Below are 14,110 nucleotides of genomic sequence, written 5' to 3'. Positions count from 1 at the left end.
AGCGCAGCGGCGGGTAAGCCTTTGATATCCTTCACTTGAGAGGCGGGGATTCTGCGGAAAACGATCCACAGGCGCGGAATCACCCGGTGGCGCGGGCCGCGTCGTCGAGGCGCAGCTGCACTTTCTGACGGCCGCCCCAGGTGTTGATGTCGAGCTTGCCCGCCAGATGAAACCGTGCGCCGCCGTGGTCGAGCAGGGTCTGGCCCAGCGGGCCGTCGAAGGCGCCAAAGGCGATGGCGTCGAGGGGCGGCGTCAGCCCGTCGGAAAAGCTCAGCCGCAGGTGGCTCTCGCCGGCGCGTTTGGCAAAGCGGATCGCCATGTCGGGAAAGGCAAAGCGCGGGGCCGGGGCCGAGGCGCCATAGGGGCCGGCGTCTTCCAGCCGGGTCACCAGTTCGGCCGTCGCCGCACCGGGCATCAACGCGCCGTCACAGCGCAGATCGGCCGGGCCCGCGTCGCCGGCGCCCTGGCGGGCGAGCAGCTCGGACAGGCGCTCCATCGCCGGCGCGAGCTGCGCGCGGGTCAGGCTGAGGCCGGCCGCCATGCGGTGGCCGCCGCCCTTGGTCAGGTGGCCTTCGGCGGCAAGTTTCTGAATCGAGACGCCGAGGTCGACGCCGGCCACCGAACGGCCCGAGCCCTTGCCCTCGTCACCGTCAAAGCCGATCACGATGGCCGGACGGTTGGTCAGCTCTTTCAGCCGCGAGGCGACGATGCCCACGACGCCCGGGTGCCAGCCTTCGCCGGCGGCCCAGACCAGCGGCGCATCGAGGCCACGTTCCTCGGCCTGGGCCAGCGCGGCGGCGCGCACTGCCGCCTCGATCTCGCGGCGGTCGGCGTTCAGCTCTTCCAGCCGGTCGGCCATGGCGCGGGCCTCGGCCGCATTGTCGGTGGACAGGAGCCGGGCGCCCAGATCGGCCTTGCCGATGCGGCCGCCGGCATTCACGCGCGGGCCCAGCACATATCCCAGGTGATAGGCGGCCGGGGCACAGTCGAGCCGGGCGGCATCGCAGAGCGCCACCAACCCGGTCCTCTGCCGGCCCGCCATGACCTTGAGCCCCTGGCGCACCAGCGCCCGGTTGACCCCGGTCAGCGGTGCCACATCGGCCACGGTGGCCAGCGCCACCAGATCGAGCAGCGCCATCAGGTCGGGCCCGCGCTCGCCGGCCTCGCGCAGCTGTCGCCCGGCTTCGACCAGGCAGAGAAAGACCACGGCGGCGGCGCAGAGATGGCCCAGGGCGCCATCCTCGTCCTGGCGGTTGGGGTTCACCACCGCCACCGCATCGGGCAGGGTCTCGCCCCCGAGGTGATGGTCGAGCACCACGACGTCAGCGCCCCGGGCGGCGGCGATCGGCCCGTGCGAGAGCGTGCCGCAATCGACGCAGAGGATCAGGTCATGGTCGCGCGCCAGGGCGGCCATTGCCGGTTCATTGGGGCCATAGCCCTCGTCGATCCGGTCCGGCACGTAAAGCGTCGCCTGCCGCCCGAAATGCCGCAGCCAGGCGATGAGCAGCGCCGCGGAAGATCCGCCGTCAACGTCGTAATCGGCAAAGATCGCAATGCGTTCGCCGGCCTTCAGCGCCCGCAGCAGGCGCGCCGCGGCCTTGTCCATGTCGCGCATCTGGCGCGGGTCGGGCAGAAGATCGCGCAGCTTCGGTTCGAGAAAGGCCTGGGCCTCGGCGGCCTCGACCCCGCGGCGCGCCAGCACCTGCGCCAGAGCGCGGGGCAGGGCGGTGGCCTGCTCCAGCAGATCGGCCTGGCGTTCGACGGCCAGGCCGGGGCCGATCCAGCGGCGGCCGGTAAGCGAGCGCTCGACATTCAGGAATGCGGTCATCCGGCGCCCCCGGTGATTTCGGCGGTGCTGCGGGCGGTGACGAACTCGCCATGCAGATGGCTGATGGCGGCGTCGTGGATCGCCTCGGGGTCGGGCGCGACAAGGCCCGCCCGCCACGAGGTGTCGGCATTGCCGGCAAAGGCGGCGCAGGCGTCATGCGCCAGCGTCACCGCGAAGTCGAGGTTGGCGGCCATGCGGCAGGAGGTCGAGACGCAATGCGGCGTGGTCAGCCCGCAGATCACCAGATGCGTCACGCCCTGCGCGCGGAGGCCGGTCTCGAGCCCGGTGCCGATGAAAGCGGAATTGACCGATTTCTCGTGCTGCGCCTCGCCGGCCAGCGGGGCGAACCCGGGCAGAAAGGCGATATCGCCGGTTTCGGGGTGCAGCGGACTGCCGGGGGTGGTGCTGAGATGGCGCACCATATGCAGGGGCCAGCCCTGCGCGCGCGCGTGATCCGCCAGCCGCAGGGCCTGGGCCTCTGCGTCGGGGTTGTTGCGCGCCCCCCAGGCCGGATCGCGAAACCCGGCCTGGAAGTCGATCATCACAAGGGCGGTTGCCGCCATCACTCTTCCGGGTGACGATAGATCATGCGGCGCACCGATCCGGTCTTGGACCGCATCAGCAGCGTCTCGGCGGTGGTCCAGCCCGGCGTGCGCTTGAGCCCCGGCAGCAGCGAGCCCGAGGTGACGCCGGTTGCGGCAAAGATCACATGGTCGGTCACCATGTCGTCGCGGGTGTAGACCCGGTCGAAGTTGGTGATCCCGGCCTTCGTGGCGCGGCCTTTTTCATCGTCGTTGCGGAACATCAGCTTGCCATAGATCTGCCCGCCCATGCATTTCAGCGCCGCCGCGGCCAGCACGCCCTCGGGGGCGCCGCCAGAGCCCATGTACATGTCAATGCCGGTCAGTTCAGGTTCGGCGCAATGCATGACACCGGCGACGTCGCCGTCGGTGATCAACCGGATCGCGCAGCCGGTGGCGCGCAGCTCGGCGATCATCTCTTCATGGCGCGGACGCTCCAGCACGCAGACGGTGATGTCGGTGGTGGAACAGCCCTTGGCGGCGGCCAGCGCCGAGACCCGCTCGGAGGGGCTCATGCTCAGCGTCACCACGCCGGGTTTGAAGCCGGGGCCGATTGCCAGCTTGTCCATGTAGACATCGGGCGCATGCAGCATCGAGTCGCGCGGACCCATGGCGATCACGGTCAGGGCGTTGGGCATGTCCTTGGCGGTCAGCGTGGTGCCTTCCAGCGGGTCGAGCGCGATGTCCACCGCCGGGCCCTTGCCGGTGCCGACCTCTTCGCCGATGAACAGCATCGGCGCCTCGTCGCGTTCGCCTTCGCCGATCACCACCGTGCCCTGGATGTCGAGCTGGTTGAGCTGATCGCGCATCGCGTTGACGGCGGCCTGGTCGGCGGCTTTCTCGTCCCCGCGGCCAATCAGCTTGGCGCTGGCGATGGCGGCCTGTTCGGCCACCCGGGCGAGGCCCAGAGACAGCATGCGGTCGTTGAAATCCTTGGGAGCCATCGGCGAAATCCTTTGCAACAGAAGCGTCGGCCTCTGACTACCTTGTGCGGGGACGGGGCCGCAAGTGGGTTGCGGCGTGCCGGGCGCGCGGGGCGGCGCATTTCCGGCCGCTCAGGGCGCGCGCACCGTGTGCCGGGCCAGCGCCGCCATGAAATCGGTGCGGGTGACGATGCCGATGATCCGGCCACGGTCCAGGACCGGCACCGCATCGATCCCCGCGCCAGCCATCATCGGCATCAGCGCGGCGATCGGGGTTTCGGCGGTGGCGCGCGGCCCGGCAACCGACATGATCTCGGCGGCCGCCACCGGCCGGTCGCGGTCGCGGTCGAGCAGCCGTTTCAGCGCCGGCCCGAAGCCCCGGTCGAGGCGCAGGGCGTCCTCGCGGGCGCGGGTGATCAGGTGGATCTGAAAGATCACCCCCAGAAACCGCGCCCCGGGCCCGACCACCGGCAGGGCGGTGAAACGGTGCCGGGCAAAGAGACGCGCCACCTCGGTCAGCGGGGTCTCGGGCGTCACGGTGACCAGATCGCGCGACATGATGTCGGCAGCCGCGAGCGGCCCGGTGCGATGGGACGCCGCCTGAAGCTCGGCGGCGCCGATCAGCCGGGCCAGATCCTCGACCCCGAGGTTGAGGGATTGGCGATAACGCTCGAGGATCGCCGCCAGCTCTTCCTCGGACAGCCCCAGTCGCTCGACCGGATCGGCATCCTCGGTGCCATGGTGGCCGGGGTCGTCGAATTGCCGCAGCGGATAGTGGCGCCCGGTCAGCCGGGCATAGACCGCCGCCAGGGCCACCAGCGCCGCCGTGCCGAGGGCGATCGGCGCCAGCGCAAACCAGAAGCCCAGGCGTTCGACCGCCTCGGGGCTCATCGCCGCCGTCATCGCCACCGCGCCGGCCGGCGGATGTACCGCGCGGCACAGGATCGTCACCGTCACCGCCAGCCCGACCGCAAGCGCGATACGCAGCGCGGACTCGGGCAGCAGCAGCGCCACCGTGACCCCCACCAGCGCCGCCAGGGTATTGCCGACGATGGCCGACCAGGGCTGCGCCAGCGGGCTGTTGGGCACTGCGAACAGCAGCACCGAGGAAGCCCCGAAAGGCGCAACCAGATAAAGCCCGAGTTCGAGATCGACCACCGGCGAGAGCAGGAACAGCCCGACGAGGGCAAGGCCCGCAAAGGCGCCGACCCCGGCGCGCAGCGCCTCACCGGGCGCGGGGCCGGCCACGGCAGGGCCAAGAGAACGCAGAATGTGCAAGACGGGCCCCTTTTGCGACTGCGCGCAAAATTTCAGCAAACCCCCCGAAGTTCAAGCATCGCGCAATTCGCGCAGCGCCCCGTCGTCAGACCTCTTCGATGCGCAGCGCCACCGGATCGCCCAGCACCACATCGGTCGTGCCGATGGCATCCAGCGCCTCGTTCAATGCCGAGCGCTGGGTCTTGTGGGTCACGATCAGCACCGGCGCGGCCTCGTCGGCGTGATCGTATTGCCGCATCCGGTCGATCGAGATTCCGGAGGCGCCGAGCAGCGTCGCCACCTTGGCCAGGGCGCCCGGCCTGTCGCGCAGGGTCATCCGCAGGTAATAGGGCGCGGGCGCGGCGCTCTGTGCCGGCTGCGCCTCGGAGAGGGTCTTTGCCGGCTGACCGAAGGTCGTGACCCGCAGCCCGCGTGCGATGTCCATCACGTCGCCCATCACCGCGCTGGCGGTCGGGCCTTCGCCGGCCCCCGGCCCGCGCAGCACCACCTGATCGACGGCGTCGCCTTCGATCACCACCATGTTGGTGCCGCCCTCGAGCTGCCCCAGCGGCGAGGCGGCCGGCACCAGGCAGGGCGACATCCGCTGCTCCAGCCCGCGGCCGGTCATCTGTGCCACGCCCAGAAGCTTGATGCGATAGCCCATGTCGGCGGCGGCGCGGATGTCCTCGATCAGGATGCGACCGATGCCCTCCAGCTCGACCCCGGCGAAATTCACCTGGGTGCCAAAGGCGATCGACGACAGCAGCGCCAGCTTGTGGCCCGCGTCGATGCCGCCGACGTCCAACTCGGGATCGGCCTCGAGAAAGCCCAACTGGTTGGCCTCTTCAAAGACCGTGTCATAGGGCAGGCCGGCGCTTTCCATCCGGGTCAGGATGTAGTTGCAGGTGCCGTTCATCACGCCCAGCACGCGGGTCACCTCGTTTCCGGCGAGCCCCTCGGTAAGCGATTTGATCACCGGGATGCCGCCGGCGACCGCCGCCTCGAAGCGCAGAACCGCGCCATGGTCCTCGGCCAGCTGCGCCAGCTCCTGGCCATGCAGCGCCAGCATCGCCTTGTTGGCGGTGACCACGTCCTTGCCGGCCTTGAGCGCCGCCTCGGTCGCGGCCTTGGCCGGCCCGTCCGAGCCGCCCATCAGCTCGACAAAGACATCCACGTCATCGCGCTTGGCCAGGGCCACCGGATCGTCTTCCCAATCGTAGGCCGCGAGGTTCACGCCGCGATCCTTGTCGCGGGTGCGGGCCGAGACGGCGCTGATCTCGATCGGACGCCCGGCGCGCACGGCCAGAAGATGCGCCTTCTGCCGGACGATCTTGACCGTGCCGGTGCCGACCGTGCCAAGCCCGGCGATACCAAGGCGTAGGGGTGTGGTCATGGGGGGTCCTCCGGCAAGATCAGGCGTTTCGCGCGATGTATCGCCAAGTGCGGCAGGGTGCAACGGCAAGGATGCGCCCTGCCGTCTATTCGGGCAGGACGATCTCGCCGACGCCCCGGGCCATGCGCGCCCGGGTGCCCCGGTCGATCACCGGACGGCGCAGCCGCGCGGTGCGCGCTTCGAGCCCCCGAATGCGCGCCAGCAGACCTTCGGCCAGGGCGGTCGAGGTGGTGGCCTCCGGCACGGCGGCCAGTTCCTCGACGCTGAGCAGCCGGGGATAGGGCGCGGCGTCCACCGCCGGACCCTCGCTGTCGGCCAGTTCGGGAAACTGGGTACAGGCCGCCAGGCTCAGGCAGAAACTTAACCGGATCAGGCGCATGAGGGCTCCGCAAATTGCTCCCTTCCTCATGCCGCATCGGCGGCGGGAGGGCAAGGATTGGTGATTGATCTGAACGTTTGTTCAGTTCATTGTGGCGCCATGGCACGCACCCAAGGCTCGCATTCCGACATTACCGGCCCCAAGGTCCGCGACGCGGCGCTGCGGCTTTTTGCCCGGCACGGCTTTGCCGCCGTCTCGATGCGCCAGATCGCCGGCGAAGTCGGGGTCCAGGCCGGGGCGCTCTACAATTACACTCCCGACAAACAAAGCCTGCTGTTCTCGCTGCTCAAGGGGCACATGGACGATCTGCTGGCCGCCTGGGCGGCCGAACCGACCGCGCGGGATCCGGTCGAAAGCCTCGCCCGGTTCACCCGCTTCCACATCCGCTTCAACATCGAGCGGCCGGAGGCGATCTTCATCTCCTACATGGAACTGCGCAACCTCGCCCCCGAGAATTTCGCGGTGATCGAGAAGCAGCGCCGCGCCTATGAGGACGAGCTCGAGGCGATCCTGCGCGCCGGCGTCGCCCAAGGCTGTTTCGAGGTGCCCGATCCCAAGATCGCCACGCTGGCGGTGATCGCCATGCTCACCGGGGTCAATACCTGGTACCGGGCCGGCGGCCGGCTGTCGCTGGACGAGGTGCAACAGATCTACTGGGACATGGTGCGCCGCGCGGTCGGCGCCTGAGCCGCGTCTGGTCTTTCCTCTTGCCGAAAATACCGCGGGGGAGTCGCGGCCTGCCGCGACGGGGGCAGCGCCCCCATAGGCCGTGCGCTTTCCTGTCCCATCGCCCGCGTCCCGAACCTGCCCCGGGACCTCGCCGCCAGCCCCGAGGCGCGATGTCAGTTGCCGCGCCGTTTCGCGCGCAGGGTGGGATCGGCCTCGCGCGGATCCTCCGGCCAGGGATGGCGCGGATAGCGGCCGCGCATGTCGCGGCGGACATCGGCATAAGAGCTGTCCCAGAAACCGGGAATGTCCATCGTGGTCTGCACCGGGCGGTGCGCCGGCGACAGCAGGGTGACGCGCAGCGGCTGGCCGGCCACCGTCGGATGGCGGGTCTGGCCGAACATCTCTTGCAGCCGCAGGGTGATCTCGGGGTGGGCGCCGGAGTAATCGATCGGGATCTTCCGGCCCAGCGGCGTCACGAATGCGGCGGGCACCGCCCGGTCGAGCGCCTGGATCTGATCCCAGGAGAGCCGTGCCACCAGGGCATCATGCGGATCGAATCCCTTCCATTGCTCCGCCGTCCGGAGGCCGGTGATATAGGGAAGCAGCCATTCCTCGAGCTCCGCGAGCAGCGCCGCTTCGGAGACATCCGGCAGATCGACGCCGCCATCGCGCGCCACCTCGATCCGGGCCACCAGCCGGGTCGCGCCCTTGCTCATCTTCAGCCCCAGCTCGCGCACCCCGTCGAGCATGGCGCGGGCCACCCGGTCCTCCGGTGCATCACTCCAGATCCGGTCCTGAAGCGCGATCTGCCCCAGCCGCTCCTGCTGTCGCGCCACCACCCGCCGTTCGCGTTTCGACCAGTCGCAGAGATCGACCCAGGCGATCTGATCGGCAAAGAGCGCGCGGATCTCCGCCTCGGAGATGGCGATGGCCTGGCGGATGCGGGCCTCGCGCGGGTTGCCGTCTGTGTCGGTCACCACGATCAGCCGCTGGCCGGCCAGCGGATCGGCGGGCTCCATCACCGCCCCCTTGCCGCCCGACAACACGTAGCGCGGCGCGTCCCCCTGGCGGCGCAGCCCGATGCGGTCGGGATAGGCCAGCGCCGCCATCTGCGCGGCGCTCAGCGCGCCCGCAGGGCCGCGCCCCGCGGCACGGGTCAGGCGCTTCGCCTCCTGGTTGATGCGGTCGAGCGCCGGGCGGTGCAGCTCGTAGGGCCGGCGCTGGCGGAAGCCGCGCGGATCGCGCAGCGCCTCGAGCCTGAGCGCCAGGTCCACCGGCGCGCCGCGCAGCGGATCGCGGTCGGCCAGCAGCGCCGCCAGCGCCGCCGCCTCGGGCCCGGCCTCGGCCAGCATATGCGCCAGTCGCGGATGCAGCGGCAACGCCGCCAGCCGGCGGCCATGCGCGGTGATCCGGTTGCCGGCATCAAGCGCGCCCAGCATCCGCAAGAGACCCTGCGCCTCGGCCCAGCTGCCGGGGTTGGGCGCGGTGAGGAAAGGCAGCTCGTCGGCGCTGGCGCCCCAGAGCGCCAGCTCCAGCGCCAGCCCCGCCAGGTCGGCCACCTCGATCTCGGCCGGGGCAAAGGCCGGCAGCGCACCGTCCTCGCCCCGGGTCCAGAGCCGGTAGGCCACCCCCGGCGCCACCCGGCCGGCGCGGCCCGCCCGCTGGGTGGCCTCGGCGCGGCTGACCTTTTCCGTCACCAGCCGCGACATGCCGGAGCCGGGATCGAAGCGCGCGCGCCGTGCCCGGCCGGCATCCACCACCACGCGGATGTCCTCGATGGTCAGCGAGGTCTCGGCGATCGAGGTCGCCAGCACCACCTTGCGGCCCTGGCTCTCGGGCCGGATCGCAGCGCGCTGCCGGGCAAAGGGCAGGGCGCCATAAAGCGGCCGCAGCTGGCAGTCGCCGGGCAGGCGCGCGCTCAGCAGGGTCTCGCAGCGGCGGATCTCGCCCTCACCGGGCAGAAAGACCAGCACGCCCCCCTCGGTCTCTGCCACCGCCCGGGTCACCAGATCGGCGCAGGCCTCGGCGATCCGCGCCTTGGGCCCCAGCGGCCGGTCGAGCCAGCGGGTCTCGACCGGGAAAGAGCGGCCCTCGGAGGTGATGACCGGCACATCACCCATCAAGGCCGCCACCGGTGCGGCCTCAAGCGTTGCCGACATCACGATCAGCCGCAGGTCGTCGCGCAACGCCTCGGCGATCTCGAGGCAGAGCGCGAGGCCCAGATCGGCATTCAGCGAACGTTCGTGGAATTCGTCGAAGATCACCGCGCCGACGCCGGAAAGTTCCGGGTCGCTTTGAATCATCCGGGTCAGGATGCCTTCGGTGACCACCTCGATGCGGGTGTGTCTGCCGATGCGGCTCTCGCCCCGAATCCGGTAGCCCACGGTCTCGCCCGCCGTCTCGCCCAGGGTTTCGGCCATGCGTTCTGCGGCGGCGCGGGCGGCCAGCCGGCGCGGCTCGAGCATCAGGATGCGGCCGTCGACCAGCCCGGCCTCGAGCAGGGCCAGCGGCACGCGGGTGGTCTTGCCGGCGCCGGGCGTCGCCTGAAGCACGGCGCGGCCCTGGGCCGCGATCGCCGCCAGAAGTTCGGGCAGCGCGTCGTCGATGGGAAGGGGCAGGCGGGGCGTCATGCCGGCCTTATCGCCGAATGAGCAGCACCCGTCCACGCAGAGTTTTGGCGTCGATCCGGCTGACCTGCCAATGACCCGAGGCCGCCGGCGCATAGGATAGCTCGAAGGGGAAGGTCCGGCCTTCCTTCAGCGCCTTGCGGGAAAACCCGCCTTCGCGGATATACCGGCCCTTGCAGACCACCCGATCGGTGGCGCGGCTGTCTTCGGAGGTGGTCAGCCGGATGCGCCGCTCGCCGTCGAAATAGACGGTGTCGAGCCGGCAGAGATCGTCGCCATCGCGCGCCCGCAACAACTGCCAGAAGGCGGTCAGCGGATCGAGCGCGTCGCCCTGGCTGCGCGGATCGAGCCAATGCGCGTCGGGCTCTTCGCTTTCCTCCAGCACCGGCAGGCCGCCGCGATAGGCGATCACCTTGTCGCTGCTGCGCCGCCCGGTATCGAGGCTCTCTTCATAGCGCAGCGGCGCATAGCTGTCGCCATTCACCCGTCCGGTCACGTCGGCACGGTAGCGAAATCGGGCGATCGCGGCGATCAGGCCCGAGGATTTCACCCGGCCTGTCGCCGCGTACTGCCCGTTCTCGCGGGTCATTGCAAAGCGCACCTCGCCGGCCTTGAGACCGGCAAAATAGACCTCGAATCTGCCGGTTTCCGAGGCCGGCTGCGCTGCCGTCGCGCTGCCTGCGCCGAATGAGGCGGCCCCCAGCGCGAAAAAGGTTATCAGGGCACAGAGCCTGTGCCGCATATGCTGCCCGATCATCTGTGGTGTTCCCGAGTCCTGCGCGGAAATGCATTGTCCGGTGGATTGTCGCCACCGCTCTGGACTAGAGGTACAAGCCGAGGCAGAAATTGCCAGCCGGTCCGCCTGCCGGGCCGCCAGCGCGCGAATTCCCGCGTATGCGGGGCGGGCTCTGTGCGGAAAGATGCCGGTCGCAGTAAAGTGAGGGACGAGATGGAGATTGCCGAACTGGCCGAGCGGGTTCTTGCCGGAGAGAGACGGGCGCTGTCGCGGGCGATCACGCTGATCGAAAGCCAGCGCGCGGATCACCGGGCCAGGGCCACCGAGCTGATGGAGCATCTGCGCCTATCCGACCGGCAGGCGCTGCGAATCGGGCTTTCGGGCACGCCCGGCGTCGGCAAATCCACATTCATCGAAAGCTTCGGTCTGATGCTGACCGGGCAGGGCAAGCGGGTGGCGGTGCTGGCGGTCGATCCCTCGTCGGCCCGTTCCGGCGGATCGATTCTCGGCGACAAGACGCGGATGGAACAGCTCTCGCGCGACCGCAACGCCTTTATCCGCCCCTCGCCCAGCCAGTCGCATCTGGGCGGCGTGGCGCGGCGCACCCGCGAGGCGGTGCGGCTCTGCGAGGCCGCCGGGTTCGACGTGGTGCTGATCGAGACCGTCGGTGTGGGCCAGTCCGAGACGGTGGTGGCCGAGATGTCGGACCTCTTCCTGCTGTTGTTGGCGCCGGCGGGGGGCGACGAGCTGCAAGGGGTCAAGCGCGGCATCATGGAAATGGCCGACCTGATCCTCGTCAACAAGGCCGATGGTGACCTGAAAGCCACCGCGACGCGAACCTGCGCGGATTATTCCGGCGCCCTGCGCCTGTTGCGCAAGCGGCCGCAGGATCCGCCGGGCTATCCCAAGGCGCTGACCGTCTCGGCGCTCGAGGAGCAGGGGCTGGAGACCGCCTGGGACGAGATGCAGGCCCTGACCGGCTGGCGCCGAGACGAGGGCCATTTCGACGCGCGCCGCGCCGATCAGGCACGCTACTGGTTTGCCGAGGAGGTGCGGCAGGCACTGCTCGCGCGACTGCAAGCGCCGGCGGCCCGCGAGGCGATGCAGGCGTTGTCAGACGCGGTGGCCGAGGGCCGCACGACCCCGGCGCAGGCGGCACGGGACATGGTGACCCGGCACCTCGGCGGATGAGGTCGGAGACCCTCTTTGACGGGGCGCTGCTGCGCGCCACGCTGTTCAATCCGGGCCAGCGTGGGCTTTTTGTCAGCTTTCGTCAAAGACTTGCCGAGCCGGGCCACTTTGGCGATCCGCGCCCGGTGCGCAGTTTTACCAATGCGGGCATGAGCCACCTGCACCTGCAATCGCGCTGGAACGACTGGTACATCAACCCGGAGACCGAGGCGCTGGAGGCGGCGCTTGTGGCGCATGCGGCGGGCTATGACGACGCCTGCGCGATGGGATTCTCCATGGGGGGGTATGCCGCCTTTCGCTTTGCCGCGGCGCTGCGGCTGCGCCGGATCATCGCGGTGTCGCCGCAGTTTTCGATCTCGCCGCGGCAGGTGCCCTTCGACCGGCGCTACCGCGATTGCGCCAGCGGCTTCGACGACGTGCTCGGCGATCTGTCGCCGCGTGGCGCACCGGTGCAGGGGGTGATCCTCGCCGATCCGTTCCGGCCGCTCGATATCCGCCATGCCGCGTTGATCGGGATGGCCTTTGCTGGCATGCGGATCGCCCGGCTGGCCGGCGGCGGACATCCGGCGACGGCGGTGCTGCGCGACGCCGGGCGGTTCGGCAAGTTACAGGCGCAGCTCGGCAAGCCGCGGGTGCCGGTGCGGCGGATCGTGATGCTGCATCGCAATGCCCGGCGCCGGAGCCCGACCTATTGGCGCCATCTGGCTGCGCAGGCAGAGAAAACCGGGCGCCACGCGCTGGCCCGCACCGCCCGGGTCCGGGCGGCCACGCTGGCGGCGGAGCCGGGTTGAAGAACTGCCCGGCTTTGTCACGAGGCTCTTGACGATCCCCGGCCGCGCGCGTAATAGCCTGCAAACCAGATTCCGGGCGCGGCCTATGCGGCGCCCTTTGATATTTGCGGGGCGCGTCCGGGCCAAGGGGTTCGATGTCCTGCTCTGAAACGATGAGGATGATCACATGTCGCGCCGCTGCGAACTGACCGGAAAAGGCCCGATGACTGGCAACAACGTCAGCCACGCCAACAACAAGACCAAACGTCGCTTTCTGCCCAACCTGAACGACGTGACCCTGCAATCCGAAACGCTGAACCGTGGCATCAAGCTGCGGATCTCGGCCTCGGCCCTGCGCTCGGTGGACCACCGTGGCGGTCTCGACAAGTTCCTGGCGAAAGCCAAGGACGCCGAGCTGTCCGATGCAGCGCTCAAGGTCAAGAAAGAAATCATGAAAGCGCAAGCCGCCGAGGCCTGAACTTTCTGATGTACCGCGGCCTTTCGGGGCCGTCAGACCCTCGTCGGCCCACCCGGCGGGGGTTATTCTTTTTGCGCCTGTGCCAAGTGCGGCGCGCCGGGCAGGGCGCCGGATATCTCCAGAACCAGCTTGCGCTTGACCGCCTCGGCAAAGGAGGCGCGGCTTTCGGCGGTGACCACGAAGGCCCCCATGCCGCCGATGATCCGCTGTTCATAGAGCGCCTCGAGCCCGCCCTGGGCGCGCCCCGGATCGCCGGGCCGCAGGATCGGCAGGGCATTGATCGTGACCCCCGCCGCCAGCACCTGCGCCCGCGCTTCGGCAATGCCCGGCCCGGAATGATTGTTGGCGCTGTCGCCGGAAAAATCGATCACCCGCCGCCAGCCCTGTATGTCGTTTTGCTCGATCTGCCGCAGCCCTTCGAGCAGTGCGCCGCCAATGGCGTTGCGGCCTCGCGCCTGACGCGGCTGGGCCAGCAGATGGGCGGCGAATCCCGCTGCCGCCTCGGCCCCGTCGATCCGCGTCCAGGGGGCAATGACGGCGGTGGTTTCGGCCCATTCGATATAGGTCACGGCGATGGTGCCATAGGCGGTGCCGGCGATTGCGGCCAGAACCTCGGGGTCGGTCAGGGCGGCGGCATAGCCCTGGCGCTGAAAGGCGATCTCGCGGCTGTCGATCGAGCCGGAGGCATCGGCCAGCAGCACCAGTTCGAGATCGGTGTCCTGGGCCAGCGCGGCGGCGGGCAGGGCGAGGAGGAGGCAGAACAGAAGCTGGCGCATGGTGCCACGATAGCGGCATGCGGCCGGCGGGCGGCTCACGTTTGTGTCACCGGGCGGGGCGACTATCCTTCGGGATAGTCAGCTTCGCCCAATGCGCTTTTGCGCTGCGGCGGCGGGGCGCGCTATACCAAGGACACGCGATAAGTGATCCGCCGCAAAGCGCACACCCCTGAAGCGGTATCGGGCCGGAAGGTCAGAGCCGCTACGCGGCGGGGCGGGTCACTTCTCGTCAAAATATCAACCCTCCATTGTGAACGGCGATGGGGCGGCCCTGAACAGGCCGCCCCATGTGCCCTGCGCGGGTCACTTGGCCTTGGGCGTCCCGATGTTGAGCGGTTTTCCGAGGCCCGAATGCGCGGTGGCGAGGACCTTGGGTTTTTCCTGCTTGGGTTTCTTGGCTTCTTTGTTGCCGCGGTTCTTGTGTTTGGACATGGGTGATCTCCGAGGGATATCCCGCAGCGGAATTGCCACGGGCCGTCGCATCGTCAGACGATCAGGGTTG

Annotated in this window: 14 protein-coding genes; 4 read left to right on the top strand and 10 right to left on the bottom strand. The window is 69.6% G+C overall.

What is annotated here, in order from left to right; translation table 11 throughout:
• Window positions 1-79: 79 nt before the first annotated feature.
• From recJ to AC0J5K_RS12120, 6 genes are all read right to left on the bottom strand, one after another.
• The gene (gene recJ, locus AC0J5K_RS12145; RefSeq protein WP_074835414.1) at window positions 80-1,828 is read right to left on the bottom strand and encodes a single-stranded-DNA-specific exonuclease RecJ; all 1,749 of its coding nucleotides are present in this window, start codon (window positions 1,826-1,828) and stop codon (window positions 80-82) included.
• The gene (locus AC0J5K_RS12140; protein ID WP_074835413.1) at window positions 1,825-2,391 is read right to left on the bottom strand and encodes a cysteine hydrolase family protein; all 567 of its coding nucleotides are present in this window, start codon (window positions 2,389-2,391) and stop codon (window positions 1,825-1,827) included. The genes recJ and AC0J5K_RS12140 overlap by 4 nt, the downstream gene beginning before the upstream one ends.
• Window positions 2,391-3,353: a class II fructose-bisphosphatase gene (glpX, locus tag AC0J5K_RS12135; protein ID WP_074835411.1), complete on the bottom strand. Its 963-nt coding sequence runs from the start codon at window positions 3,351-3,353 to the stop codon at window positions 2,391-2,393. Before glpX ends, AC0J5K_RS12140 begins: the two co-directional genes overlap by 1 nt.
• 111 nt (window positions 3,354-3,464) lie before the next feature.
• Window positions 3,465-4,610, bottom strand: a complete 1,146-nt coding sequence (locus tag AC0J5K_RS12130; protein ID WP_274564502.1) for an HPP family protein — start codon at window positions 4,608-4,610, stop codon at window positions 3,465-3,467.
• A gap of 85 nt (window positions 4,611-4,695) precedes the next feature.
• On the bottom strand, window positions 4,696-5,982 hold the full coding sequence (locus AC0J5K_RS12125) for a homoserine dehydrogenase (protein WP_274564501.1): 1,287 nt from the start codon (window positions 5,980-5,982) through the stop codon (window positions 4,696-4,698).
• 85 nt (window positions 5,983-6,067) lie between these two features.
• Complete coding sequence (locus AC0J5K_RS12120) at window positions 6,068-6,361, bottom strand: hypothetical protein (protein WP_048530496.1); 294 nt, start codon at window positions 6,359-6,361, stop codon at window positions 6,068-6,070.
• 99 nt (window positions 6,362-6,460) lie between these two features.
• Between AC0J5K_RS12120 and AC0J5K_RS12115 the strand changes: the two genes are divergently transcribed.
• Window positions 6,461-7,048, top strand: coding sequence for a TetR/AcrR family transcriptional regulator (locus AC0J5K_RS12115; protein WP_074835406.1), 588 nt, complete (start codon window positions 6,461-6,463; stop codon window positions 7,046-7,048).
• A 155-nt stretch (window positions 7,049-7,203) separates the two neighbouring features.
• On the opposite strand, the gene hrpB is transcribed toward AC0J5K_RS12115, so the two are convergent.
• Both hrpB and AC0J5K_RS12105 read right to left on the bottom strand, forming a co-directional pair.
• Entirely contained in the window at window positions 7,204-9,660 is a 2,457-nt protein-coding gene (hrpB, locus tag AC0J5K_RS12110; protein ID WP_074835405.1) for an ATP-dependent helicase HrpB, read from the bottom strand.
• A 7-nt stretch (window positions 9,661-9,667) separates the two neighbouring features.
• Window positions 9,668-10,414, bottom strand: coding sequence for a DUF3108 domain-containing protein (locus AC0J5K_RS12105; RefSeq protein ID WP_274564497.1), 747 nt, complete (start codon window positions 10,412-10,414; stop codon window positions 9,668-9,670).
• A gap of 192 nt (window positions 10,415-10,606) precedes the next feature.
• On the opposite strand from AC0J5K_RS12105, the gene meaB reads away from it, so the two are divergent.
• From meaB to rpmB, 3 genes are all read left to right on the top strand, one after another.
• The gene (gene meaB, locus AC0J5K_RS12100; RefSeq protein WP_048530503.1) at window positions 10,607-11,584 is read left to right on the top strand and encodes a methylmalonyl Co-A mutase-associated GTPase MeaB; all 978 of its coding nucleotides are present in this window, start codon (window positions 10,607-10,609) and stop codon (window positions 11,582-11,584) included.
• The gene (locus AC0J5K_RS12095) at window positions 11,581-12,375 is read left to right on the top strand and encodes an alpha/beta hydrolase (protein ID WP_274564492.1); all 795 of its coding nucleotides are present in this window, start codon (window positions 11,581-11,583) and stop codon (window positions 12,373-12,375) included. The genes meaB and AC0J5K_RS12095 overlap by 4 nt, the downstream gene beginning before the upstream one ends.
• 166 nt (window positions 12,376-12,541) lie before the next feature.
• Window positions 12,542-12,832 (top strand): 50S ribosomal protein L28, encoded by a 291-nt coding sequence (gene rpmB, locus AC0J5K_RS12090; RefSeq protein WP_048530507.1) that lies wholly within the window; start codon window positions 12,542-12,544, stop codon window positions 12,830-12,832.
• A gap of 62 nt (window positions 12,833-12,894) precedes the next feature.
• Here rpmB and AC0J5K_RS12085 read toward each other — a convergent pair whose 3' ends face one another.
• Window positions 12,895-13,608: a DUF1194 domain-containing protein gene (locus tag AC0J5K_RS12085; protein WP_048530508.1), complete on the bottom strand. Its 714-nt coding sequence runs from the start codon at window positions 13,606-13,608 to the stop codon at window positions 12,895-12,897.
• A 303-nt stretch (window positions 13,609-13,911) separates the two neighbouring features.
• On the bottom strand, window positions 13,912-14,040 hold the full coding sequence (locus AC0J5K_RS12080) for a hypothetical protein (protein ID WP_274564490.1): 129 nt from the start codon (window positions 14,038-14,040) through the stop codon (window positions 13,912-13,914).
• Window positions 14,041-14,110: the final 70 nt, after the last annotated feature.

It is taken from the genome of Marinovum sp. E3, from assembly GCF_055755275.1.
This window is presented reverse-complemented; position numbering and strand designations above follow the sequence as displayed.